We start from the raw sequence: 26,137 nt of genomic DNA on the forward strand, positions 1-26,137 counted from the left end.
ATATGTGAATTACTTAATGAGTTTTTTGTTGCTCTATCAACAACTCATTCAATTGAGCTAATCGTTCTGGAGTTCCGATATCGTCCCAGTTACCTATGTACAGCTCCGTAGAGACAACATGCTCAGCCAATTTACTTTTTAATAATGGCCCTAAGCGATGAGTACCCGCTGTAATTCCTGCAAAAAATTGCTGATGAAAGCGACTAATACCAGAAAATGTATACTTGGGGCTATCTGCGCTTAGATGACGCAACGTAAAGTCACCATTTAGGTTGTGGGCTGGATTTTCAACCAACACAATATGTGCCTCGCCCGCATCTAAGTGAATATGCAGTAATGAACTAACATCATAGTCGGTAAATATATCGCCATTAATAACAATAAATTGCTCACCAAGCAAAGGTAATGCTTGAATAATACCACCTGCAGTTTCTAATCCCTGCTCAGGCTCTTGGCTATACTCAATATGTACACCAAGCTGGCTACCATCGCCAAAGTAAGCACGGATCTTATCTCCTTGCCAAGCAAGGTTAATAATAAAATCAGTGATCCCTGCTGTTTTTAGTCGCTCAATATGATGCTCGATTAATGGTTTTCCTTGCACCTTTAACATAGGTTTAGGTAATTCTGCGGTAAGTGGCATCATTCGCTGACCGCGACCCGCGGCTAAAATCATCGCTTTCATTATTTAGTTGGCACTTTATTAAGTGCGACTAAGGTAGCAGGAATAATCTTACTGTTGATCCATTTACCCAGCTCCACCAACGATGAATGATCTTGCGCCACATCACTAATGTAGCGCAGTGTCGGTAATACATTATCCATATAACCGAGTTTACCATCGCGTAAATTTAACCGGCAAAAAATACCCGCCGCTTTTAAATGGCGTTGAATACCGGTTAAATCAAACCATTGTTTAAAGGTTGCAAAGCTGATGTTACTGAGCAAGCCCTGTTGCTCAAACTCAGCAAATGCATGCTCAAGTAAGTATTCAAGTTCATCGTGAGGAAGTTTAAAATAACAATCACGCAGTAACGATACCAGGTCATAACATACCGGGCCTTGCACGGCATCTTGATAGTCAATAATTGCCCATTGCTGTTCACTGTGCATAATATTACGGCTATGAAAATCACGGTGTACAGTGACGCTAGGTTGCGCGAGTATATTTTCAATTAATAACTCACAGCTCGTTTGCCATAAAGTACGTTCTGCAGCAGTAACTTCTAGCTCTAAAAATCCCTCTACCAACCATTCTAAAAAAATACTTAGTTCTAATTCTAAAAATGCCAGATCAAAATCTTTCATGTGCTCAACAGGCGGCATTTTTGCCCATTGTGCACTAAGTTTTATAAGGTGTTTATAGTGATTAATACGTTCTTTATCATCTAGCATATCAGCAAGATGTGTGTTGCCTAAATCGCTTAATAAGAAGAACCCTTGCTTTTCATCAGCATGTAATATTTTTGGTAGTTTGAAACCATGCTCAGAAAAAACTTTGTTGAGTTCTATATAAGGAGTGTTATCAAGCTTAGCTGGATCTGAGTCCATAACTATATAGCTATCTTGACCGCGATTTAGACGGAAATAACGACGAAAGCTGGCGTCTCCGGTGATCGCAGCTAGCTGGTATACTTCATCTTCGAAGTGCGGATTTAAAAACTGCTGTAAACTTTTATAACGATTCATTTTACAAGATATCTATTTTTCACTAAGTCAATTACTGTATTTGCCATTGTTTTCCTTTATTATGTCATTCTTACATCCAACGACAGCATATTAAGGTTAATAAATGAGCAAAACCTGGGGCATGATGATGCTAAGTGTGATCAGCGCACCATCGTTCGCCGAAACTGAACTGACACACAACTTTTGTGGCAATTCAATGCAAACCAGAGCTTGGCAACCGCTTGCTGGCCTTGACTTAGGCATGATCGATATCCGTTCAGATGATATTGAACTGCTTGGCACCCAAAGCGCAGAATTTACCGGTAATGTTGATATTAACACCCTTACTATGAGTTTGTCCGCACAAAGTGCGCTAATTGACAAACAGCGTGGGTTACTTAATGCAACTGGCCCTATTACTTACCGTGACACTATCAGTGAAGTAAATAGCTCAGGTCTTAATGCTGATTTAAATAGTTCTGAAATCAGCCTACTTGGTGCCGATTATAAGCTGACGGATCAACAAGCACACGGCGGAGCAGAAAAACTCACTATTAATAAGTCTGGCTTAGATCTGCTGAACGCAAGCTTTACTACCTGTCCAAGCGATACGCCCGTGTGGGCAATTCAAGCTGAACAAATTTTATTATCCAGTGATGAAGGCTGGGGCGAAACCCATGATATGGTATTGCGTATTATGGATACGCCTGTACTTTATTTACCCTATTTCACTTTCCCAATTGATAATCGCAGAAAGTCGGGCTTATTAACACCCAATATTTCCAGTTCAGATCGCTACGGCGTAGAAACAGTTACTCCATATTATTGGAATATTGCACCAAACTTTGATGCCACGATTACACCACGCTATATGTCTAAAAAAGGCTTGCAGCTGCAAACCGAGTTTCGTTATTTGAGTGATAGCAATGAAGGTCTAGTAGCACTTGAATACCTTGACAAAGACGACTCCGAACCAGAACTCAAAGAGCGCTTTCTATTTCACTGGCAACAACAAAGTTATTTTGCCGAAAATTGGCGTGCTAATGTTGATATAACCAACGTCAGCGATGATAACTATCTCACTGATTTGGGTTCTAATTACGCAACACGTACTGACACCCAACTGTACCGTACTGGCTCGTTATCACACTTAGGTGATACTTGGCGTACAGATATAAAAGTACAAAACTTTGAAGTGCTCGGTGATCATGTTGAATCGTATGCGGCGTGGCCACAAATTAGCTTTTCGCAAACAGCACCATTTAGTTTTCAGGATATTGAACTTACCCTAGACGGTGAACTGAGCCACTTTACAAATGACACTCAAGTTATTGAAAAAGCAACTCGTTTACACATCGAACCAAAAGCAAGCTACGGCTACCAAGAGCATGCATGGTCGTTTTTATCTGAATTTAGCGTATTGCACACTAACTATAAGCAAGAAGGTGATTTGGCAAATACTGATTATGCTAAATCAGTATCGCGTACTTTGCCTAAAGTGCGTTTATACAGCCAATTAAACTTTGAGCGTGAAACCACTATCTTCGCTGATGATGGTATTCAAACCTTAGAGCCACAACTGCAGTATTTGTATACACCGAATAAAGATCAATCCAATATAGGTTTATACGATACAACAAAATTACAAGATGATTTTTTTGGTTTATTCCGTGATAGTCGTTTTTCAAGTGTGGATCGTATAGCCGCAGCAAATCAATTTACATTAGGTGCAACCACGCGTTTATTTAATAATAAAAGTGAAGAGTTGTTTAATTTTAGTGCTGGTCAAATATTTTATTTAAGTGACTCAGCCAAGCCAACATCGCAAGGGTTAAACTCAGATACCAACTATAATGCCTTGTTTGCCGCACAAACCATGTTACATTGGCACCGCCGCTGGTATTTATCAGGCGGAATTCAATATGACACCGATGGTAAACAGATTATCCAGTCAAATGTGACCTTAGATTATAAAGGTGACGATAATCAACTCGTTCAATTGAACCATCGCTATGCAAATGATGTCTCAGGCAATACAATCGAACAAGTTGGCTTTTTTACTAGCATTCCGCTCAGTGATCAATGGCAGTTTGTAAGTAGCTATCACCGTGATTTAGAAAACGGTCGTAGTGTCGAGGTGTTCAGCGGATTGCAATATGAATCATGCTGTTGGGCCTTTCAAGTTACCGCCCGTCGCCAAATCGCAACTGATTTAAATCAAGCGATAGGCCAAGAACAAGCCACTTTTGATTCAAGTATTGGATTTAATATTGTCTTAAAAGGGTTAGGTAGTAAAAGCCGTTATGATGCACAAAAATTATTACAACAAGGTATTTTTGGCTATCGTAGACCGTATTTTCTTAATAACTAGTATCACCGTACTATTAGCAAGAGTATTAGAAAAAGTATGAATTTAAAAAAATTATTAGCATCAGCATTTTTGACGCTTGGTTTATGCCAAAGCGCTTTCGCAGCCCCTGTTGAAATAGACAAGGTGGTTGGTATTGTAAACCAAGGGGTTATTTTACAAAGTGAAGTAAACACTATTGTTAACCGCGTAAAAACCCAAGCCAAAGAGCAAGGACAAGAATTACCTTCGGATGATACGCTACGTATTCAAGCAATGGAGCGTTTAGTAAATCAAGCGTTGATGATGCAATTAGCTGAGCGTATGGGGTTAGAAATCTCTGATAGCCAACTGGACCAAACTTTGGTTGGTATGGCGAAAGAGCAAGGCGGAACAATCGCAGACCTACGCCGTACTATTGAATCATCAGGCGAGAGTTTCCAATCTTATCGTGAAGAAATTCGTAAAGAGATCACAACTCAACAAGTAATGCGCGCAAACGTAGACCGTCGTATTTATATTAGCCCACAAGAAGTTGATAATCTCTTAAAAATAATGGAAAGCCAAGGTCAAAATACGGAAGAGTATGACATTGGCCATATCCTCGTTGATATTCCAAATAATGCCACTGCGGATGAAATTGCTAGCGCAAAAACTCGCGCAGATAAAGTTATTGAGTTTTTACAAGACGGGAAAGAATTTAAACGTATCGCCATTTCATCATCAAGTGGTTCAAAAGCACTTGAAGGTGGTCAATTAGGCTGGATGAGCATTAATGAAATGCCATCACTCTTTGCTGAAGCAGTTAAGGGCACCAAAAAAGATGCCATTATAGGCCCGCTTCGTTCAGGCGCTGGTTTTCATATTATTAAAGTTCAAGACATTCGTGGTCGCCAGGTTGTTGAAACAACCGAAGTGCGCTCTCGCCATATCTTAATCAAGCCGTCAATCATCTTAAGCGAAGAAAAAGCCCGCAATATGCTTAATGGCTTTGCTAAAGATTTACGTGCTGGGACTGCTGACTTTGGTGAACTTGCTAAAGAGTATTCAGAAGATCCAGGCTCTGCACTTAAAGGTGGAGAGTACGATTGGACAGATCCTACGACCTATGCGCCACAGTTTAGAGATGCCCTACTATCACTTGATAAAAATGAGATCAGTGACCCGTTTAGAACCACATTTGGTTGGCATATAGTGCAGCTATTAGACAAACGTATAGCTGATAAAACCGAACTAGCTAAACGTAACCGTGCTCACGGCATGCTCTTTAATCGTAAATTTAAAGAAGAAAGCTTTAACTGGCAGCAAGAAATGCGTGAACAAGCCCATGTTGAAATTTTCCCAATTGATGAATAACCAATGATCCTACGTATTGCAATTACTCCCGGCGAACCTGCCGGGATCGGCCCAGATTTACTGTTGCAACTTGCACAGCATGATTGGCCTGCGCAGCTGGTTGTGATTGCTGATAAGCAATTATTACAACAGCGAGCCAAACAGCTTGGTTTAACAATCAATTTAATTCCATTTGATGAAAATGCACCAGCTGTAATCGCCCCTGCAGGGAGTGTCTATCTGCACCAAGTTGATTTAGGTGCCGACGTTGAGATGGGTGTGTTAAATGATGCCAACGGTCAATACGTACTCGATACCTTGCGTATCGCGTGCGAAAAGAATATGAATGGTACGTTTGCAGCCGTTGTAACTGGTCCTGTTAATAAAGGTATTATCAATAAAGCTGGCATTTCATTTAGTGGCCATACCGAATACTTTGCCCAACAATCAAACACCCCTGATGTGGTGATGTTATTAGCTACTGAAGGCTTAAGAGTTGCACTAGTGACCACGCACATCCCACTGGCTTATGTATCACGTGCTATTACAAGTGAGCGTTTAAGTAAAGTTGCAGGTATTTTAAACCATGATTTACAAACTAAATTTGGTATCGAAAAACCACGTATTTTAGTCTGTGGGCTTAACCCTCATGCGGGTGAAGATGGCCATTTAGGGCGTGAAGAGATTGACACCATCACCCCAACCATTGAACAGCTAAATAGTGAAGGTATGAATTTAATCGGGCCATTGCCTGCTGACACCTTGTTCCAAGACAAATATCTATCACAAGCTGATGCAGTGCTGGCAATGTATCACGATCAAGGTTTACCTGTGCTAAAATACAAAGGTTTTGGCAAATCAGTTAATATCACCCTTGGTTTGCCGTTTATACGCACCTCAGTTGATCACGGTACGGCGCTCGATTTAGCAGGTACTGGTGATGCTGATGTAGGTAGTTTTGAATTAGCGATCCGCGAAGCAATTAAGCTCGCCCATGAAAAAGCACAAAATCAATGACAGATAAAGTACATTTAGGACACCGCGCCCGCAAACGTTTTGGGCAAAACTTTTTATGTGATGAGATGATCATCGATAAAATCGTCACCGCGATTGATCCTAAACCTGAAGATAATTTAGTTGAAATCGGTCCTGGTCTAGGTGCTATCACTGAACCGGTAAGTGAGCTAAGTGGCCACTTAACGGTTGTTGAACTAGATAAAGATTTAGCCCAGCGCTTAACTGAGCACCCATTTTTAGGGCCTAAGCTTACTGTGCATCAAGGTGATGCGATGAAATTTGATTTTTCAAGTTTGATCAAAGCTGACCGCAACAAACTAAAAGTGTTTGGTAATTTACCATACAATATTTCAACACCATTGCTGTTCCATTTATTTGAGTTTGCCGACAACATTGAGCATATGCACTTTATGCTACAAAAAGAAGTGGTGAAACGCATGGTAGCAGGACCTGGTAGTAAAACATTTGGTCGCTTGAGCGTAATGACACAGTATTACTGTAATGCAATGCCTGTCATCGAAGTACCACCAGAGTGTTTTAAACCAGCACCGAAAGTTGATTCTGCCGTTATTCGTTTAATACCGAAAAAGCCAGAGCAACGTACAGCAAAAAGTACTAAAATTCTTAACACTGTGTGTTTAGAGGCCTTTAATCAGCGCCGCAAAACACTGCGCAACAGCTTAGCTAATTTACTCACCGCAGATGAATTAACTAGCATTGGTATAGATATCACGTTGCGTGCTGAAAGCCTTTCGTTACAACAATTTATTGATATAGCTAATTGGATTTATGACAACAAGCAGTAATTTGGGCTCACCCATCAAAGTATCGGTAGAAACATTTTATGTTGAGGGTCAATCACAACCTGAACTTGATAAATATGTATTTGCTTATTCCGTTACCATTAAAAATCACAGTCTATGCAGCGCAAAGTTAATTAGCCGCTATTGGTTGATCACTGATGCAAATGGTAAAGAAATCGAAGTACAAGGTGAAGGCGTCGTCGGTGAAAAACCAACTATTGGTCCTGGTGAAAGCTATAAATATACCAGTGGTGCAGTGCTAGATACTCCCGTAGGAACGATGCAAGGTTATTACACCTTGAAGAATGAGTTCGGTACAGAGTTTGATGCACCTATTAATGTTTTTCGTTTATCACTGCCTAATATTTTACATTAAATAACCTGAAATCGGGTTAAGATATTTATTAACGCATTGATTTAATGATATAACTAGCCTTTAAGCTGTCCTGTCGGAGATTTTCAGAGATAACAAGGCGAATTTACGCGTCAATAGCTGGCCTATTGCAAGTAGATTCAACGCAGTTAGCGTTGAAAATAGCCACAGGAGATAGATTTATTATCCCGAATTTAGGTTAAATAATGGCAAATTATGCGATAGGTGATCTACAAGGTTGTTATAAAGAATTTCAAGCTTTGTTGCTGCAAGTTGACTTCAACCCAAGTAAAGATCACCTTTATTTAGTGGGCGACATTGTCGCCCGCGGCCCCGACTCTCTTGCCTGCCTAGATTATTTATATACACATCAAGATAGTATCACCGTTACCTTAGGTAATCATGACTTACACCTGATTGCCAATTATATGTTAGATAAACCCGCTAATCCAAAAGACAAGCTCACCGCCCTGCTTGGTTCAGCAAAGCTACCTGCTTATATAGCCATGCTAAAGCAGCAACCATTGGCTCTATGGCTTAAAACAGAACAGGTATTTATTAGCCACGCCGGCCTCAACCCCGCATGGTCCATTGAGCAGGCTCTGCAACATGCTCAATTTGCTGAATCCTGCTATCAAGGTGAGAATGCGCGCGATTTTTTCAAACATATGTATGAGCAGCACCCAGGCCTTTGGAGTGAGCAACTCAATGAGTTTGAGCGATTTCGTTATATTGTTAACTACTTTACCAGAATGCGATTTTTAACCCTTGATGAACAATTAGAGTTAAGCTATAAAGGTAGTATTACTAACGCTACTGCAATGATGCCTTGGTTTGAGCACCCAAAATTTACAACTTTTAAACAGCACATTGTATTTGGACATTGGGCTGCTCTTGAGGGCGTAACTAATCATGCAAATATCCATGCTTTGGATACAGGCTGTGTATGGGGTGGGAAGCTGAGCTTGATGGAGTTAAAAAATAAGCAATACTTTAGCGCTAATTCTACTGATTTCATCTAATTTAACTGAAAAATTAATCATCTTCTGTTAGATTTATAGTAACGAATGTTAAAAGTAATTGAATTTAATTACTTAACTTATCCGCAATAAAGCCGATAAAGTCTAATTGCTACTCTCTTTATGGAATTTTTATATGAACTTAACTGTCAGCCAACGTATTTGGGGTGGTTTTATTTGTATCACCTTATTACTTCTTTTAATTGGGGGTAATTCACTGTTCAGAATCGCAAATATTAATAATTCAGCACAGCAAGTAAATCAATTATCATTGCCGGCATTAGAACAAAGCTCAGAACTACAGGTTGAGTTTATCCTGATGAGTAAAGCCGCCCAAGCTAGTTTTTATACCTCTTCAGCAGCAGAGCTTGCGCCAATTGAAAAGTTGGTGTTCGAACAAAAACAACGCTTTGATAAAGCTTATTCACAGTTAAAACTCGTTGTACGTGACAACGATCAACTAAATCAAAATAGTCAAAACGTTGAGCGAACTTACAAAAGCTTTATTAAATTAGTAGAAGATTTATTAAAAGATAAAAAAACCCAATTAGAACTCAATAAATCATTACGAGCACAATTAGAAACGATAGAGCTTGCAGCGGAAGATGCTAATTCTGTGGTTTTGGATATTATCGATATTGATGGTTTAGAAAGCAGTGATAGCAGAGCCTATCAAGCGGCTAATAAATTAGAAAATAACTTTTTGTCTTTAGTCACCAACAGCACTGACATGCTGACAGTTAAAACCCAAAATACCTTAGATATCGTCAAAAATGAGCAGCTTTATTATTTAGAGGAGATTGAGCGTAGCTTAAAGCTACTAAAACCGGTTGTTGAAGCAGCAGAGCCTGGTTTATATAACGATCTAAACAATTACTTCGTCTCTCTTCGCGATAACATTCTCGGCAACAATAGTATTTCAGCTAACAAAAAGCGTTTAATTGATGTAATCGCAATGACTGAAAAGGAACTTACAGAGGCAGAGCAAGCTACGGCAACTGCAATAAAACAACTTAATGAATTAGTTTCTCAAGCTAGTAATGTTGCTTTTGAATTGCAAAAAGAAGTTAGGACCGACGTAGATTCAGCTAATTTATGGACCTGGGTTGGTATGATCAGCGCAACTTTGTTAGCCATAATCGTAGCTTATATAACGGTTAACCGCATTACTAAACCGCTTGCAGAAGTAAACCGCATTCTTGATATTGTTGCTAGTGGCGACATGACACAACGTCTAGACGATACAGCTAAAGATGAATTTGGTGAACTATCGCGTAGCTGTAATACACTTATAGCCAGCTTACGCAGCTTGATCCAAGGTATTATATCTCGTTCCACACAACTTGCTGCGGCCTCAGAAGAAACGTCTGCTATCACCGGTGAATCAAGTCAAGCAATTCGTAATCAACAAGCACAGGTAGAACAAGCTGCAACAGCGACAACGGAAATGAGCAGTACCTCACAAACAGTAAGCAATAGCGCACAACAGGCACTTAAAGAAATCAAAAATGCCGATAAAGAAGCTGAGCGTGTTAAGGGTATTTCTAGCCAGAATAAATCGACCATTGAGCAGCTAGCTCGTGAAGTTGAATCAGCCTCACTAGTCATTAATAAGCTTCATCAAGATAGCGCCTCAATTGGTAGTATTCTTGATGTTATTCGTGGTATCGCGGATCAAACTAACTTACTAGCACTTAATGCAGCTATTGAAGCAGCACGTGCTGGTGAACAAGGTCGTGGTTTTGCCGTTGTTGCTGATGAGGTTCGTTCATTGGCTAGTAAAACACAAGCCTCGACTCAAGAAATTCAAGCCATGATAGAATCATTGCAAACAGGCGCGGAAGCAGCCGTGACTGCAATGTCTAAAGGCAAGCAACAAGCTGATTCTTGTGTTGAACAATCAGACCTAGCCAACGCAGCACTGGATTCAATCACCTCAGCGGTTGCTTTAGCACATGATGTGAGTGAAGAAATATCGACAGCAGCACAAGAGCAACAACAAGTCTCACAAGAGATTAGCGAGCGCCTTGAGTCTATTGTAGCCATTGCAGAACAAACCGCAGAGGGGGCTAATCAGACTAATATATCAAGCTCTGAGGTCGCTAAACTTGCCGAAGAGTTACGCTTATCTGTAGATGAGTTCAAAGTCTAGGGCAAAGCAAATTAAAACAACAAAGCCGTGTTGATTTAAAACACGGCTTTTTTTTGAAAAAAATAAACCACCGATATCCCACTTCTCACTGCTGAGCTAACAAATTGCGTGAGAACAGCCAATTATTATTATTTCATCGTCCACACACTAGTACTTCGTCACACAAATTTTGACTAGTTGAGAGCACCGTAAGCTCTCTCTAGTTTTTCACGTGCTGAATCAACATTAAACATCCAATTTATACTGGCGCCTTCTTTATTTCGGCGCCATTCCCACGCCGTGAGCTCTGTCTTTAACTCTTCCATACTTGCTATGCGCCGATCTAAGCATTGCTTATTCATATTGCCAATTTCTATCTCGACCATATTCAACCAACTCGCATGTTTAGGTGTGTAATGGAACTCTATTTTATTTAAAATACGTCGTGCTTCTTGCGGTGAAAATGCTTTATATAACGCACCTTCCGTATGAGTCGATAAGTTATCTAGCACGACACGAATTTTATTCGCATGTGGGTAGTGTTCATCGACTAAGTCCTTCATACAGTGTGCAAAATCAACTTTCGTTTTCCTCTGTGTTGCTTTAACGTGTCGCCAACCCCGATGACGGTCAAAGAATACAAATAAGTTAGCCACGCCAACCCGTTTATATTCATAATCTAGGCGTTTTACCTGTCCCTTTTTCATCGGTTGTACTGGCCGTGTATCATCAACAAGTTGCTTCATCGCCTCATCAAAATTAATAATGGGATTGAGCTCATCCGCTGGCTCAGCATATAATTCAAGTACATGCTCCATTCTTGCAATATACTCAGCGTCCATTGTTGCCACACACCACATCTTTTTTTGCCATGGCTTTAACGCATTTTCTTTAAGGCGTCTACGAACCGTTTCATATGAAATACTGTCTAAATCCGTTAATGTTATTAATCGCTCGCCAAGTAACGCTAATGTCCATCGGCAGTGTCCTGTTGGCGGCTCAGAACAGGCTGTGGCTATTAAAGTTACTTCATCTTTCGCGGAGGTTTTTCTCATAGCACCACTTCGTGCACCTTCATTTAAAGCGGCTTCTAAACCGTCTTCGACAAACTGACGTTTGACTCGAAATACAGTTGAAGAGCTCACTTGAACCGCTTCACATATTTGATCTGTTGTATATCGACAACGGTCCGCTTTTAATAAAATGGCGGCTCGTTTGTACTTTCGAACATTGACCATGCCTTTTTTGCAGTAGTTAACTAATTCGCATTTTTCTTCTGCTGATAATTCAACAATATACTTTCGGTTCATAACAATATTAAATGAGTAAATATGAGTTAAAGGATCGTCAATTAGGATAAAAGTTCATTATGAATAAAGAAGAGTTGCCGTCGTTCACTGTGAAACAAGGGCAGTATTTGGCATTTATTTATTACTACACAAAAGTGAATGGTGTTGCACCTGCTGAAAATGATTTTGAGCGTTATTTTGGAACTGCATCATCAAGTGTTCATGCAATGATTTTAACGCTTAAAAAGAAAGGGTTCATCACTTCAACTGCTGGAAAAAGCCGAACGATAAAGCTATTGATAGGAATAAATCAGTTGCCTGAATTTAAGTAAGGCAACTGATCAGAACTTCTGTGAACGAGTACTAGCTTTGCTTGTTGGCAATACTCCATTATTTTTCCACAAAAAAGCCGAACTCCACGTTAATAAAGTTCGGCTTCTAATGATCATCAAGCTTAGCTAGATTACTTTACCTATGCAGCAGGATACTCGCGATACGCACGCTCAATATTCTTCGCTTGCTTTTTAGAGATACCTAAATGCGCAAGTGCTACACGTAAACGTGCGCGCGATAGATCTGAGCCTAATATTTCCATTGCATCAAGTACTGATGTTGAAGACGTTTTGCCAGTAATAGCGACAAATATCGGCTCTAAAAAGTCTTTAATCTTCAGCTCATGGAAAGTAGACACCGCTTTAGCTATAGCAAATATTGCTGATTTCTCCCAGCTTCGTAAGCCCTCAAGCTCCCAGATAAAGAACTGTAAAGCTTGGCGAATTACATCTTCATCGGCTTTACCAGCGGTCAGTAACGCAGGGTCGTAAGTTGGAATACCACCGACAAAATGACCGGCTAAATCAACCATATCTGATAGGGTATTAATGCGGGCTTTCGCCTCTGGTAATACTTTAGCAAGCATTGCCCCATTAAACTTCCAATCTACAAAGCGCTGAATTAGCTCTTCGTTGCTGAAGTTTTCGCGGATCCACATGCCGTTTAACCAGCTTAGTTTATCAACGTCAAATACTGGGCCACCGAGAGATACACGCTTCATATCAAAATGTTCAATCATTTCAGCAAGCGTGAACTTTTCACGCTCATCCGGCATTGACCAGCCCATGCGTCCAAGGTAGTTAAGTACCGCTTCAGGTAAGTACCCCATTTCTTTATAGTAATTAATAGAAGTTGGATTTTTACGCTTAGATAGCTTTGACTTATCTGGATTACGTAATAGTGGTAAGTGACCAAGCACCGGCGCTTGCCAACCAAAATCTTCATATAATTTTAGCAACTTTGGCGCAGAGTTGATCCACTCCTCACCACGGAAAATATGGCTAATTTCCATGTGGTGATCATCAACCACATTTGCTAAGAAGTACGTTGGGAAACCATCGGCTTTTAGTAACACTTGCATATCAACGTTTTCCCACGGGATCTCAATTTCACCACGTAAGTAATCGTTAAATTTAAAGGTACCTTCGCTTGGAATATTCATACGTATAACGTAAGGCTTACCGGCAGCTAAGTTGGCTTTAATTTCGTCATCAGTAAGGTTTAAACCACGGCCATCGTATTTAGGACGCAGGCCTTCAGCCATTTGCTCTTCACGCATTTGGTCCAGCTCTTCGCTAGTTGCAAAACAATAAAATGCTTTGCCATCATCAACTAACTGATGTGCATATTTTTTATATAAATCGCTACGCTCTGATTGACGATAAGGACCAAACTCACCACCGACATCAGGACCATGATCCCATTCAAGCCCTAACCAACGAAGACTATCCATAATCGCTTGTTCTGATTCTGAAGTGCTACGTACTTGGTCTGTGTCTTCAATACGAAGTACAAATTCGCCACCTTGCTGCTTAGCAAAACAGTAATTAAATAAGGCGATATAAGCGGTACCAAGATGCGGGTCACCGGTTGGTGACGGCGCAACACGTGTACGAATTGTCATGGTTATGTTCTCTTTCAATGGGCAATAAAATATGCGCTAAATGCTAACACAGCAAATGCGCTTGAAAAATGAATATTAAGCTGCAGCTTTATTTAAGTAAGCAATGATATCGTTTGATTCATATAACCAAGTGACTTGGTTATCTTTTTCGATACGTAGACACGGTACTTTTATTTTTCCGCCTTGTTCGAGCAATTCTTGACGATACTGTTCATTACTTTTCGCGTCGCGCGTTTCAACTTTTAACCCTTCGCGTTTAATTGCACGGCGCACTTTTACGCAGAATGGGCAAGCTTTGAATTGATATAGTTTAAATTGTGCAGTGAGTTGATCAAGCTGAGCTTGCTCTCCCGCAGGACGTTTTTTACTACGTGGTGTAAAAACAAAATCAAAAAATAAGATCAAACTACCTAATAACCAACGAACTAATTTCATCAACGGGGCCCTGTTTACAACAATTTAAGGGCACAGATTTTAGCACAGAATATAAAGCTAAAATAGCATCAAAGAACGCGAATCCATCTCCTAAAAAGTAAAGCAATCCACGTTATTTTAAAAATATAAAGCAAAACTCAATACCGCAGTGAAAAGGCCGGCATCAAAGAATAAAAGCTTGAGTCTTGCTGTATTATTAAACTATTCATTTATATCCTCAAGGAATGACTTTAATGTTTTACAATGTAGTAGCTTGATAATCTAAAACAACACCAAATCATCTCGATGGATCACTTCACTACCGCAATCAAAAGCTAGCAACTTTGTAATTTCACTTGAATGACAACCTTTAATAGTATCGGTTTCAGCTTTACTAAAACGTACTAACCCACGGGCCACTAATTGTTGATCACTGGTGACTAAATCAATCAAATCGCCACGTTCAAACTGCCCGCGCACACCGCGTACGCCTTTGGCTAATAAACTAGCGCCTTGTTGCTGTAAAGCATTTACTGCGCCATCATCAATCACTATTTGGCCACTACTTTTAGGTCCAGCTAACAGCCATTTTTTACGGCCATCTCTTGGCGCTGTTAGCTTTACAAAGCGTGTTCCTGGTAACTGTTCGCTCATACAATTAAGGATCACATTTTTACCAGCACCTTTGGCTATAATCACTTCCACCCCGGCTCGACGAGCGATATCAGCGGCTTGCAATTTCGTTGCCATACCACCCGTGCCTAGACTAGTTCCACTGCCACCAGCAAGCTGGCGTAACTCATCATCAATATGTGCCACTTCGTCAATTAATTGCGCATTAACATCAGTACGTGGATCACTGGTAAATAAACCTTCTTGGTCGGTTAGTAATAATAATTTGTCGGCATTAGCTAATATAGCGACCAGTGCTGAGAGGTTGTCGTTATCACCTACTTTAATTTCAGCAGTTGCGACCGCATCATTTTCATTAATGATTGGCACCACGTCATAACTTAATAATGCAGTTAAAGTATCGCGGGCATTGAGGTAGCGTTCTCGGTCATCAACGTCAGCGCGAGTCAGTAGCATTTGCCCTACATTGACGCCATATAAAGCAAATAAGCTTTGCCAAATGTGGATAAGCTGACCTTGACCAATCGCGGCAAGCATCTGTTTATCAATCAAAGAACGACCGCAGGGTTTTAATAGTTGCTCTCGGCCAGCAGCCACCGCGCCACTTGATACCAGCACAACTTGATGACCTTGCTTTTTTAATTCACAACATTGGCGAACTAATTCAACCATGTGTGCTTTGTCGAGTTTATCGGTTCCACCAGTGAGTACACTCGTTCCCAGCTTAACCACTATTACCTGTGCCCTTTGCATGCTTTTTACTACACAAAAATATTGAAGGATTTATTTATACCAGTTATCGATTTTTGAACAAGTTAAAAATATTCAATCACGGTGCTGACGTGCTAGGATCGTGTTTTAATTCACTTTAAAGCGACCTTCATGCCAGCCAGTTTATGTTTAATAATCGCCACCTTTTTATGGGGCAGTTCTTTTATCGCGCTAAAATACGCGATCGCCATTTATGACCCTGCACTGGTGATTTTTTTACGCATGTTAACCACCTTAGTCATGGCATTGTGCTTATGGCGTTACGTTATTCGCTTTAAATATCATCAAGGTGACTGGAAATATCTGGTGGGGATGTCGCTGGCTGAGCCCTGTTTGTATTTTTTATTTGAAGGCCATGCGATGGAATATACTTCAGCTTCTCAAGCGGGGGTTATTGTATCGTGCTTACCGATTATCGTAGCACTTTTAGCGTTTTTTATGCTCAAAGAGTACATTAGTAAGGCCATTGTTATTGGTTTCACTTTTTGTATTGGCGGCAGTATCTTATTAACTTTAATGTCGCCAAGCTCAGAGCAGGCTCCCAATCCATTGCTGGGTAACTTTTTGGAGTTAATGGCAATGGTCTGCGCTGCATTTTATACTATTTCAGTTAAACATTTAGTTGCTCGCTACTCACCATTAACCTTAATTGCACTGCAAGGTTTTAGCGGTAGTCTGTTCTTTGCGCCATTTTTACTGTTTATTGATTTACCCAGTGAAAATCAACACGACCTTGGCGCATTATTAAGTATTTTATATTTAGGCTCTTGCGTCACCTTAGGCGGCTATGGTTTGTATAATTACGCAATTAGTAAGGTGTCGGTGCTCACTGCCGCAGCCTATTCAAATTTAATACCGATTTTCACCCTAATATTATCAGCAATTATCTTGGGAGAAGTGCTTTCTCTTAGCCAATGGCTCAGCATTGGCGTGGTATTTGTAGGTGTAATGATAAGTCAGCGTCATCAAGAATTGGTCGTAGACATAGATAACACCGATGCAGGTGATGGCAATTTATCGGCAGAGACTAATAATCGTAATTCAGTCCCGGAGGCTAAAGAATCAAACGGATAACAGGTTAATAAATACAAGCCTTTATGCGCTAAAAAATCGTACTGGGACTGATGAATAACCGCAATCCCACGCACTCGATAGCGATCAATTTGGCCATTTTGCGTTTGTAAGCTAAATTGCTCACCCACATTCACTTTTTGTAAGAAAGCAAAGTGAGTGTCATTATGTCCAGCAATTAACACGCCTGCTTGCTCAGAGCCTAGCTCTGCACTAGCTAAAAAGTGACTCGGGGCAAACGCTAAGTTACGGCCACTGGCTCCTGCTAATATTGTTAAGGTTTGCTTTTGGCTTGGCCAATTCAGTTGTGCAGTTACATAACTATCAGCATAGAACCAGGGTTTAACTTGTTGCTCTGGCGTTGTCAGTGCCACTTGCCAAGCCTGCTCTATAAGGTGTTGTGCCAGCCACGCTTTAGCTTGCATATAACTACCATGACCAAGCAACGCCAAGCCAACAATCAACAATATAGCGCCAATCACTGCTTTCATTTTTTCAGTCTCAACACTGCAAATCCAGCCAACAGCATGCAACCGAGTAAAATATGTAGTCTGCTTTGCCCATCAGTTTGTGGCAAACTCATTGCTAGACCCTGAGGTCGTTGATTAGCCACTTGCACATTCTGCTCAGCAACAGTGCTCGATGGTGTCTGTTCAATCGCTACAAAGGCGGTAAACGGACTAAGTAATTGATGTTCAAGCGCTAGACTCTCAACCTGTGCTTTAACCTGCTCTTGCTCGTTATAAAGTAATAATGATTTAATTTTTTGCCGTGCCCACAACCTTGCAATTCCATGAGCCGGTCGCCCTTGTTGTGTATTTAACTTTATCGACAACGGTCCTTGCGCCGTTTGCCCCGCTAAAGTAACGCCGGCATTATTATCAAGCTTTATAGCAACCATCACCGGCTCTGAAAAATACAGGTCGGGTAACGGCGATGGCCAATATTCAAGAGCTTGATTTGCCAAATCACTGCTAAGCGCAAGTTGAGTAATTGCAGGATGAGCTAACTTATCAAATAGTTGCTGCATTTTTGGTTGCACGTCACTACTGCTGCCAATATAAGTAAACGTTCCGCGTCCAACATCTGCAGCTCGACGCATAAAGTAACTATTAGGCGCACTACCGATACCAATCGTAAACAAACGACTATCACCTAGTTGCGCACTAATATGTTTAAACAATGCATCTTCATTACTGACACTGCCATCGGTTAAAAATACCACTTGACGCACATACCCTAGATGCTCACGAGCATCTAGTACACCATCTAATGCCCCTTTAATATCAGTGCCGCCATCAGCTTGTAAATTATATACAAAGCGCTCAGCACGGCGTAAATTAAAATCATTAGCCGGCACAGGTTTATCGCTCATAGGCATAATTTGATCGTCAAAGCCGACAATATTAAAGCTGTCGTTACTATCAAGTAACGATAACGCATAATGAAGTGCACTTTTGGCTTGCTCCATTGACTGTCCGTGCATAGAGCCGGAAGTGTCGACTACAAAAATCATTTCTCTTGCTAGACGCTGAGTCTGCGTAAAATGATCATCCGGCGGCAGCAACATTAATAATCCATAACGTTCACCATTACTGAGCTGCTCAGTAAAAAATGCGGCTTGCGCTTGCTCTTTTTGCAGCGGTTTAAACTCCAGTAAAAAATCACGCTTCACGGCACGTTGTTCATTTAAAGTAACTTGATACTGACCAAATGCCAGATTTTCGGTATTAATACGATGATATTTAGACTGAATATCCACCAGCTCTAGGCCAACATCAATATTAACCGTTAGATTAAACTCGCCTTGAACCGAGCCGGTATTTTTAGTGGCCATGTAAATCGGTGCAATCCAACCGGTGGCAGCAATACTCGCTGATGATAACTCATTACTCTGCGAGTCAATCATATCCTCTGCTGTTTCATTTAATACCCCATTAATCGGATGGTAACGCGGCGTTATCGTGGTTGGAAATCGTAGTGCAAATGTACCACTGCGATAATCAATCACTTCTTGATATTGCAGCTCTATTTGCACTTCTTCGCCAGGGCCGATGTTTGCCACATTAGTGACAAACATGTTTGCACGCTGCTGGCGCACTAAAGCGGCTTGTTTACCCGCTTGTTGCGCCTGTTGAAAGCGCAGCTCGGCTTGTGCTTTTTTATCAATTTCACCTTTGATCACTCGCTCACCAATGTGCATAGTCATAGCATGCACCGCACTTTCATCGGGTAGCGGAAAGACATAGCGTGCATTAACAGCAAACGGGTTTTCATTGCGATAATGTTGAGTTACCACGACATGGTTTATCAATCCGGTGACTGTCATGGTGGCATCACTTTTTAAGATAACGCCAGGCGCTGCCTTTGCACCATTGCTGTCGAACATAGTTAGTTCTGGCGATGTGCTGGCGTTACTCGCACAGCTAACAAACGCGATGAAGGTAAAAAGGCTTCCCCGTAACCATAAATGGCTACGGGTCAGCACTTTGCTTGGTTTACTCAACATAAAAATCACTCCCTTGGCGGCTACTTGGCAAAATGGCGATTAGTTACTCGCGGTTTGGTTATACGGCTGCGTGCTTGGACGAGTTGTTAACGTTACACGGCGGTCAAACATGTTTTCTTCATAATTATCGCTATCTGCCACAGTTTGTTGCTCACCAAATGCGGTAGTCGTTAAGCGGGTATGGCTAATACCTTGCTTTATTAAGTAGCTTTGTACATTTGCGACTCGCTGTTTTGAAAGCGCTAAGTTAGCGAGCTCATCACCACGTTGATCGGCAAAGCCATTTAAATCCAGCTGCAAGTCTGGCTGGCTTTGAAGTAAATTCACTAGTTGATCAAGTTGGTTGGCAAAGTGCGGGGCAATCTCACTTGAACCGGTTTTAAATTGAATGGTCATTGCCATTAGGTTGTGCATTTTGGCTAATGCAAGGCGTTCGTTATTACTCTCAAGCTTATCGAGCTGCTCACTCATTTGCGTATTTTGAGCAAGTACATGCTGGTAATCATCGGTTTTATCTTGCAGCACAACTAAAGCTCGTTGTTGCTCGGCAATTTTATCTTCTGCCACTTCTTGCTCGCCAATCAAGCCTCCGGCAAATGCACCAACAAAGGCACCAATTGGGCCGCCAACAATACCGCCAACAATTGCCCCCGTACTTAAACCTATCACCGTTTCTTTATGAGTTTCTTTTGCTTTAACTGCAACTGTGTCAGCGTGGGCTAAGTTAGGTGCTGCAAAAATAGTAGCGACAGTGCAAGCGATAATCATTTTTTTCATGGTGTAATCCTTTTTTGCTTAATTACTTAATAGTTGGCAACTCATGGGTTGGTAGCTGCCCGATTTGGTATAACGCCATTAAAGCAAGCTCAAGTGGCAACAAAGGGGAGCAAAAAAGGCAAACTGCTGAGCAATTGTGGCAAAAAAAAGGCAATTGCTTTTTCGCCAGTGCGAAAGCAAAAAAATTAGGTATAGTGCAACTAGAATATAAGAAGGTGCTGTAAATGAAGAAGATTGCAATTATTGAAGACGAACCCGCGATCCGCGAAAATTACATGGAAATGCTCAGCGCGCAGGGTTATCTGGTCAGCGGCTATAGCAACCGTCAAAGTGCAGAGCATGCTTTTAATGACGCACTACCAGACTTAGCGATTGTCGATATTGGTTTAGGTCATGAAATTGATGGCGGTTTCTTACTATGCCAAACTCTGCGTTCGCTTTCTAAAACCTTGCCGATTATTTTTTTAACCGCCCGCGACAGCGAAATAGATACAGTGTGTGGCCTACGCATGGGCGCTGATGACTATCTCACTAAAGATATCAGCATGGCGCATTTGGCGGCTCGTATCGGTGCACTGTTTCGACGTATGGAAGCACTCGAGCAACCCGCTGATCAAAATGCTTTACTCAATCGCGGCCCGCTCACGCTTGATACTAAACGCATGCAAGTATTTTGGCAGCAGCAAATAGTCGATTTAACCGTAACTGAATTTTGGATGCTGCATTCACTGGCACAGCGCCCTGGGCATGTAAAAAGCCGTAACGAACTAATGAGTGATGCAAAGATTTACGTTGATGACAGCACTATCACTTCTCATGTTAAACGTATTCGCAAAAAATTTATCGCTTTAGATACTGACTTTGATTGTATAGATACCGTGTACGGTATGGGTTATCGCTGGGAGCAAGTGTAATGCTGCGTTTTGGTTTGCGCAGTAAATTTATATTGCTGTCGTGTTTTTTATTTTTACTGCCTTGGCTTGGCTATGAATACGTGTGGGAAATGGAAAAATTTCTGCGCCAAGGTCAAGAAAAAACCTTAGTCGGCACTACTCGAGCACTCGCCACGGCCCTGCATGAGCGCCCAGCATTATTTGACTCGCAAACCAATTTTTTAGATCAGGTTATAAAAGGCCGTGATCTCTACGCCTATAACCTTAGTAACCCCATTCAACTTGATGGCAAACTGTCGGACTGGCAGCCTTATCAAAGTCTTTTTTGGCATTACGACGAGCGCTATTTACAAACTAATAAACCAGACCATCAGCTTGAGGACTTATCGTTTGAGCATATGGTTGGTAAATATGAAAACTTTTTATATGCAGTATTTAAAGTTACCGATGACTCGGTGGTTTATCGCGCTAAAAACACCCTAAGTTTAACCCGTAATGATCACTTACAGATCATGTTAAAAACCCCACAAGGAGAATTTAAGCACTATATTGTTACCGCTCGCCAAGATGGCTGGATCAACGCATTTGACGCACAAAGCAAAACCCCAATAACAAAAATTCAAGGCTATTTTGTCAGTACAGAGACTGGCTACAACATAGAGTTGCGGTTTCCGCTAACGATGCTTGGCAATAAGCTCGGCTTTGCAATTGAAGATTGGGATCAAGGCAAGCCTGAGCAACAGACTATGTCGACTTCAAACTTACAAAACCCCAATGATATTGGCTCAGTGCTGGTGCCCTCCCCTGAAATAAATCGTATATTAAAAGGTATGGGTCACAGCGGCAGCCGAATTTGGGTGGTTGATAATCATCACCGCGTGTTAGCGCAGTCGGGATCAATTCATCATGCCGACGGCGTTTGGGCTGATGGGCTTAACGACCAGCCAGCAAAAACCTGGTGGCAACGATTTGAGAAAAACTACTTACATCCACTTTACTATAAAGTACTTACCCGCCCTGAAAATGAATTTTTAGATACATTGCACGATGTCGCAGCAATGCAAGGCACACATATAGGTAAAGCACTCAGTGGCACACCAGCATCGTCTTGGCGACTCACTCCAGATAACAAAGCGGTTATTTTATCAGCCGCATATCCTATTTGGATCCAAGATAAGGTCATTGGTGCTGTAGTGGCCGAAGAGACTACCAATGGTGTTCGCACATTACGCAACAAATCGTTAGAGAAACTATTTAATGTGATTTTAGCAGTGATGCTAATAGGCACAGTAACGTTATTCTTTTTTGCATCAAGGATATCCAGTCGTATTCGTCGCTTAAGAGATACCGCAGAGCAAGCCATTGATGCTCAAGGGCGAGTAACTGGCACTATTAATTACAGCGATTCAAACGATGAAATTGGCGATTTATCTCGCAGTTTTGCAAATATTGTAAGTCGCTTAGGTGGTTACACTAACTATTTAGAAACCATGTCGTCACGATTATCTCACGAACTCAGAACACCCGTTGCGGTCGTACGTAGTTCCCTTGAAAACTTACAAATGCAGCCACAAAGTGAGCTGAGCCAAAAATACCTTGATCGTGCCAGTGAAGGGGTCGAGCGTTTAGGTAAAATAATCACCACCATGAGCGAAGCAACTCGCCTTGAGCAAAGTATTCAAAGCGCTGAAGCTGAACCATTTGATTTGCGAAATGTGATCAATGGTTGTATGCAAGGCTACCAGCTAACCTATGCAAAGCAACAATTTAGCCTTAATATTTGTCCGCAACCATTACTACTTAGCGGCGCGCCTGAGTTTATTGCTCAGTTGCTAGATAAACTAATCAATAATGCCTTAGAGTTTAGTGTTGAAGATAGCGCTATAAGTGTCAGCCTTGATCAACATGATAATGAAGCCCTGTTATGTGTCAGTAATCTAGGTCCACTTTTACCCGAGGGATTAACAGAGCATATTTTTGATTCAATGGTGTCGGTACGTAGTCAACAACTGCAGCAGCAACCACACTTGGGTTTAGGGCTTTATATAGTACGTTTAGTATGTGAATACCATAAAGGCACAGTTAGCGCGGCTAATAATCAACAAGCTGATGGTGTGACTTTTACCGTTCGACTGCCTATTAATAATAATTAAGGATTACATTTATACACATTTTGTACGGTTAATGTTCACTTACAATTCAGTCGCGCAGACATATGCTTACTACTTAACTAAGTTGATAAGATAGGAGGCAATATGCAAGCGATACTGAAACGTGAAGAAATTGATTTTATTTTTGATTTATACAGCTATGAAGATAGTGATGAGTTAAACAGTAGCGAACCTAACTCTGATACTGAAAAACATGACATAACACAATCAAAAGTAATTTATCAGCCTAGTTGTTTGACCTAAAAGCGGTTTGCTCATTACAATGGCGCACCTTGTAAAAGTACTGCCTAATAATGAAAACTCATTCTGCTAAAAAAGAACTTATTTTATTACCGATCTTACTAATTGTTATTTTACTGTGTATTGCTGGGCATTTTTTACTACAAGCCAGCTTCCAAGATAGCAATGTTACCGAGTATATGCTTGCTGCGTTACCTTTTGCTATGTTTGGCTTAGTGATTATCGCTTTTAAAATTGCCAGTAACAGTGAAGACAAAGAGCGTGCAGAACAAAGTGATAACGGCTAACGCTTGCACTACACACTCTCTTGATTATTTATAATATATGGTAACCAAACCAATCGGGCTTAATCGCTTGAGATTGCTCGCTCGGGGTTAGCTTGATATGTAATTGACTGTCGAGCAAGTCAATTGCAAAGCAATCATCTACATCATGTAAGTCATCTTTATGAATATGACTTAAACCAGCTAGTAAATCCTCTTTTGCTCTTTGTTTAGCTTCGTCGCTACTACTTGCTACATATAACGCAAAGTCATGCTGCTCAGCTAAGCTATCAGCACGATACGCTCCTAAATTTACAAAGTATAACTGCTGCGATTGGGCCACGGGTTCATCAACCACGGTTACTGCAAAGCCATCAATGTGATTTACCGCCATATAGCTGTCCATGTGCACGCTACTTTTATCACCGACCCACTGCGCTTTTAATTTTGAGTAAGTTTGTTCAATCGATTCCCCAACAACAAAACGAACATCATGCATTTCAATATGGCAGCCCTGAATACGCCCACCTAAATACACCATAAATAACTGCATTTTCTCTCCTAACAAATAGTATCAACGTCAATGTTGTGTTTTTTGATCAACTTATAAAAATCTGAGCGATTACGCTTAGCTAGTTTTGCCCCTTCAGCCACGTTACCGCCAGCCATCTTTAAAGCATTAATCACATAATCACGCTCAAATTCTTTTTTAGCATCGTTAAGAGAAAGCGGCTCAACATTGTTGGTATTACTATTAAGCGCACTTTCAACCAGCTGTGCTGATATTACTTCACCTGGGGTAAGTGCGACAACCTGCTCTACTACATTTTGTAACTGGCGAATATTACCCGGCCAATCGTGACGTACTAATGCATGCATTGCATCATTGGCGAAACGCTTTTCTTTTTGATCCATACGTTTAGCAATGGTAGCGCTAAAATACTGCGCTAATAAACTAACGTCTTCTCTGCGCTCACACAGTGGTGGCAATTTAAGATTCACAACATTTAAGCGATAGTATAAATCTTCGCGAAATTGCTGATTAGCAATCGCATCAGGCAAGTTTTTATGAGTTGCTGATACAATCCGCACATCAATTGGAATTTCTTCTTCAAAGCCCACAGGGCGAATAGTTTTTTCTTGTAATACGCGCAGTAACTTAACTTGTAAATTAAGTGGCATATCACCGATTTCATCTAAAAATAAAGTACCGCCTTGCGCTTGCTGAAATAACCCTTGGTGGTCTTTAATCGCGCCCGTAAAAGCCCCTTTTTTGTGACCGAATAGTTCTGATTCGAGTAATTCCCCCGGTACCGCACCACAGTTTATTGCGACAAACGGACCTTCACTAACATGGCTATGTTGATGAATAGCATTAGCTAGTAACTCTTTACCTGTACCACTGGCCCCCGAGATCAGCACATTGACCTGAGTCGGACCTAGTAATTTAACTTGCTCAAGTAAATGCAGCATAGCACCACTGCGGGTCACGATATTACTGTTTGATGCGCTTTCATCGGCACTGAGACCATGAATTTCAATCGCTTTTGCTAAACTATCAAATAACTCATCTTTATCTACCGGTTTAGTAATAAAGGCAAAAATACCTTGCTTCGTCGCTTCAACAGCATCAGGAATAGACCCATGAGCTGTCATCATCAACACTGGCAGCGCTGGGTAGCGATTTTGTAACTGACGGTGTAATGCCATACCATCCATTTCATCCATGCGTAAGTCTGTAACCACAGCATCAAACACATAATTTTTTAATAACTGTAGCGCAGCAATACCACTTTCGCAGGTAGTCACTTGATAGCCTTTAGATTCTATGCGAATAGCCAATAGTTTTAATAAACTTGCATCATCATCGACCAGTAAAATTCGCGCGCCTTGGTTTTGCTCTGTTGACATAATTACTGCTCCTTAGTTTCTTCGCGTAGTAATAGTTGCTGCTCGATGGCTGCCAGTGATGACAGGGTTTCTTGCATTTTATTATTCAGCGCTTGCTGCTGTTTTTTAGCGTTGATCTGCTGTTTTATTTGTTGTTTTTGCAGCCATAAATACTGTTTTATATCATCTGGCCAATAATAAGCTTGATCCAGTTTTAGCAGCTGCGTTAATACTTTTTCCGGTGCTAATACATTATTTTTACAACTAAAATCAAAATAATTCTGAAGCTCTTTAGCACCAATATAAACCGTTTTACTCGCTGCCACTTGAAAACCACCGCACGACTTTGCATGCCAACCAATGACCGTTTCGGCAGGTGCATACATAGGATCGGTTTTCGGCCTAGGTTTCGGATTTGGTAAACTATCCCCTTGTGGTGTAGTCACCTTACCCGCTTGTTCAGCTTCAGGGTTGCTTTTATTTACTGGCTGCTCAGTTAACTCACACCCTGCGAGCCCTAAGGTTGTAATGCAAACCACTAAAATGGCATTTAAACGCACGCCCAT

25 protein-coding genes are annotated in these 26,137 nt (G+C 41.1%); 13 read left to right on the top strand and 12 right to left on the bottom strand.

Annotated features, from left to right (window positions below):
* Positions 1-13: 13 nt before the first annotated feature.
* Together murU and PVK79_RS19785 are read right to left on the bottom strand one after the other, a co-directional pair.
* Positions 14-685 (bottom strand): N-acetylmuramate alpha-1-phosphate uridylyltransferase MurU, encoded by a 672-nt coding sequence (murU, locus tag PVK79_RS19780; RefSeq protein ID WP_257324062.1) that lies wholly within the window; start codon positions 683-685, stop codon positions 14-16.
* Positions 685-1,689 carry an aminoglycoside phosphotransferase family protein gene (locus PVK79_RS19785; protein ID WP_257324063.1) on the bottom strand — a complete coding sequence of 335 codons (1,005 nt, stop codon included), beginning with the start codon at positions 1,687-1,689 and terminating at the stop codon, positions 685-687. Before PVK79_RS19785 ends, murU begins: the two co-directional genes overlap by 1 nt.
* A 103-nt stretch (positions 1,690-1,792) precedes the next feature.
* Here PVK79_RS19785 and lptD point away from each other — a divergent pair, with 103 nt between their 5' ends.
* The 7 genes from lptD to PVK79_RS19820 all read left to right on the top strand — a co-directional run bounded on the left by lptD (position 1,793) and on the right by PVK79_RS19820 (position 10,714).
* On the top strand, positions 1,793-4,039 hold the full coding sequence (lptD, locus tag PVK79_RS19790) for an LPS assembly protein LptD (RefSeq protein ID WP_145235450.1): 2,247 nt from the start codon (positions 1,793-1,795) through the stop codon (positions 4,037-4,039).
* A 36-nt stretch (positions 4,040-4,075) separates the two neighbouring features.
* On the top strand, positions 4,076-5,371 hold the full coding sequence (gene surA, locus PVK79_RS19795; RefSeq protein WP_145235448.1) for a peptidylprolyl isomerase SurA: 1,296 nt from the start codon (positions 4,076-4,078) through the stop codon (positions 5,369-5,371).
* Positions 5,372-5,374: 3 nt separating this feature from the next.
* Complete coding sequence (gene pdxA, locus PVK79_RS19800) at positions 5,375-6,367, top strand: 4-hydroxythreonine-4-phosphate dehydrogenase PdxA (protein ID WP_145235446.1); 993 nt, start codon at positions 5,375-5,377, stop codon at positions 6,365-6,367.
* The gene (rsmA, locus tag PVK79_RS19805) at positions 6,364-7,173 is read left to right on the top strand and encodes a 16S rRNA (adenine(1518)-N(6)/adenine(1519)-N(6))-dimethyltransferase RsmA (RefSeq protein ID WP_145235444.1); all 810 of its coding nucleotides are present in this window, start codon (positions 6,364-6,366) and stop codon (positions 7,171-7,173) included. The genes pdxA and rsmA overlap by 4 nt, the downstream gene beginning before the upstream one ends.
* A complete protein-coding gene (apaG, locus tag PVK79_RS19810) occupies positions 7,157-7,546 on the top strand; it encodes a Co2+/Mg2+ efflux protein ApaG (protein ID WP_145235442.1) in 390 nt (129 codons plus the stop codon). Before rsmA ends, apaG begins: the two co-directional genes overlap by 17 nt.
* A gap of 203 nt (positions 7,547-7,749) precedes the next feature.
* Positions 7,750-8,565 carry a symmetrical bis(5'-nucleosyl)-tetraphosphatase gene (locus PVK79_RS19815; protein WP_257324064.1) on the top strand — a complete coding sequence of 272 codons (816 nt, stop codon included), beginning with the start codon at positions 7,750-7,752 and terminating at the stop codon, positions 8,563-8,565.
* A 133-nt stretch (positions 8,566-8,698) separates the two neighbouring features.
* On the top strand, positions 8,699-10,714 hold the full coding sequence (locus tag PVK79_RS19820) for a methyl-accepting chemotaxis protein (protein WP_182734710.1): 2,016 nt from the start codon (positions 8,699-8,701) through the stop codon (positions 10,712-10,714).
* A gap of 173 nt (positions 10,715-10,887) precedes the next feature.
* Here the strand turns inward: PVK79_RS19820 and PVK79_RS19825 are convergent, their stop codons facing one another.
* Positions 10,888-12,003 carry an IS630 family transposase gene (locus tag PVK79_RS19825; protein WP_257324033.1) on the bottom strand — a complete coding sequence of 372 codons (1,116 nt, stop codon included), beginning with the start codon at positions 12,001-12,003 and terminating at the stop codon, positions 10,888-10,890.
* A 59-nt stretch (positions 12,004-12,062) separates the two neighbouring features.
* Between PVK79_RS19825 and PVK79_RS19830 the strand changes: the two genes are divergently transcribed.
* Positions 12,063-12,314 (top strand): LexA family protein, encoded by a 252-nt coding sequence (locus PVK79_RS19830; protein ID WP_149983453.1) that lies wholly within the window; start codon positions 12,063-12,065, stop codon positions 12,312-12,314.
* Positions 12,315-12,454: 140 nt separating this feature from the next.
* On the opposite strand, the gene gltX is transcribed toward PVK79_RS19830, so the two are convergent.
* From gltX to proB, 3 genes are all read right to left on the bottom strand, one after another.
* The gene (gene gltX, locus PVK79_RS19835) at positions 12,455-13,939 is read right to left on the bottom strand and encodes a glutamate--tRNA ligase (RefSeq protein WP_182717159.1); all 1,485 of its coding nucleotides are present in this window, start codon (positions 13,937-13,939) and stop codon (positions 12,455-12,457) included.
* 75 nt (positions 13,940-14,014) lie between these two features.
* Complete coding sequence (locus PVK79_RS19840) at positions 14,015-14,374, bottom strand: glutaredoxin family protein (RefSeq protein WP_145235432.1); 360 nt, start codon at positions 14,372-14,374, stop codon at positions 14,015-14,017.
* A 261-nt stretch (positions 14,375-14,635) separates the two neighbouring features.
* Complete coding sequence (gene proB / locus PVK79_RS19845; protein WP_145235430.1) at positions 14,636-15,739, bottom strand: glutamate 5-kinase; 1,104 nt, start codon at positions 15,737-15,739, stop codon at positions 14,636-14,638.
* A gap of 129 nt (positions 15,740-15,868) precedes the next feature.
* Here proB and PVK79_RS19850 point away from each other — a divergent pair, with 129 nt between their 5' ends.
* Positions 15,869-16,831 carry a DMT family transporter gene (locus PVK79_RS19850; protein ID WP_145235428.1) on the top strand — a complete coding sequence of 321 codons (963 nt, stop codon included), beginning with the start codon at positions 15,869-15,871 and terminating at the stop codon, positions 16,829-16,831.
* Here the strand turns inward: PVK79_RS19850 and PVK79_RS19855 are convergent.
* The 3 genes from PVK79_RS19855 to pdsO are packed head-to-tail and all read right to left on the bottom strand — an operon-like array spanning position 16,723 to position 20,114.
* Positions 16,723-17,319 (bottom strand): class GN sortase, encoded by a 597-nt coding sequence (locus PVK79_RS19855; RefSeq protein ID WP_145235426.1) that lies wholly within the window; start codon positions 17,317-17,319, stop codon positions 16,723-16,725. The genes PVK79_RS19850 and PVK79_RS19855 overlap by 109 nt on opposite strands.
* A complete protein-coding gene (locus PVK79_RS19860; protein WP_257324065.1) occupies positions 17,316-19,337 on the bottom strand; it encodes a marine proteobacterial sortase target protein in 2,022 nt (673 codons plus the stop codon). The genes PVK79_RS19855 and PVK79_RS19860 overlap by 4 nt, the downstream gene beginning before the upstream one ends.
* 39 nt (positions 19,338-19,376) lie before the next feature.
* Positions 19,377-20,114, bottom strand: a complete 738-nt coding sequence (gene pdsO, locus PVK79_RS19865; protein WP_257324066.1) for a sortase-associated OmpA-like protein PdsO — start codon at positions 20,112-20,114, stop codon at positions 19,377-19,379.
* A 224-nt stretch (positions 20,115-20,338) separates the two neighbouring features.
* Here pdsO and pdsR point away from each other — a divergent pair, with 224 nt between their 5' ends.
* The 4 genes from pdsR to PVK79_RS19885 all read left to right on the top strand — a co-directional run bounded on the left by pdsR (position 20,339) and on the right by PVK79_RS19885 (position 23,705).
* Positions 20,339-21,028, top strand: a complete 690-nt coding sequence (gene pdsR, locus PVK79_RS19870) for a proteobacterial dedicated sortase system response regulator (RefSeq protein WP_145235419.1) — start codon at positions 20,339-20,341, stop codon at positions 21,026-21,028.
* Entirely contained in the window at positions 21,028-23,160 is a 2,133-nt protein-coding gene (gene pdsS / locus PVK79_RS19875) for a proteobacterial dedicated sortase system histidine kinase (RefSeq protein ID WP_257324067.1), read from the top strand. Before pdsR ends, pdsS begins: the two co-directional genes overlap by 1 nt.
* A gap of 102 nt (positions 23,161-23,262) precedes the next feature.
* Positions 23,263-23,421 carry a hypothetical protein gene (locus PVK79_RS19880; RefSeq protein ID WP_179959192.1) on the top strand — a complete coding sequence of 53 codons (159 nt, stop codon included), beginning with the start codon at positions 23,263-23,265 and terminating at the stop codon, positions 23,419-23,421.
* A 50-nt stretch (positions 23,422-23,471) separates the two neighbouring features.
* Positions 23,472-23,705, top strand: coding sequence for a hypothetical protein (locus PVK79_RS19885; RefSeq protein WP_145235415.1), 234 nt, complete (start codon positions 23,472-23,474; stop codon positions 23,703-23,705).
* Positions 23,706-23,733: 28 nt separating this feature from the next.
* On the opposite strand, the gene PVK79_RS19890 is transcribed toward PVK79_RS19885, so the two are convergent.
* The 3 genes from PVK79_RS19890 to PVK79_RS19900 are packed head-to-tail and all read right to left on the bottom strand — an operon-like array spanning position 23,734 to position 26,137.
* Positions 23,734-24,234: a DUF1543 domain-containing protein gene (locus PVK79_RS19890; RefSeq protein WP_145235413.1), complete on the bottom strand. Its 501-nt coding sequence runs from the start codon at positions 24,232-24,234 to the stop codon at positions 23,734-23,736.
* A gap of 8 nt (positions 24,235-24,242) precedes the next feature.
* Positions 24,243-25,592, bottom strand: coding sequence for a sigma 54-interacting transcriptional regulator (locus PVK79_RS19895; protein WP_257324068.1), 1,350 nt, complete (start codon positions 25,590-25,592; stop codon positions 24,243-24,245).
* A 2-nt stretch (positions 25,593-25,594) separates the two neighbouring features.
* Positions 25,595-26,137, bottom strand: coding sequence for a hypothetical protein (locus PVK79_RS19900; RefSeq protein ID WP_145235408.1), 543 nt, complete (start codon positions 26,135-26,137; stop codon positions 25,595-25,597).

Origin of the sequence: Pseudoalteromonas rhizosphaerae (genome assembly GCF_028885455.1) — a bacterium.
Classification (GTDB): Bacteria; Pseudomonadota; Gammaproteobacteria; order Enterobacterales; family Alteromonadaceae; genus Pseudoalteromonas; species Pseudoalteromonas rhizosphaerae.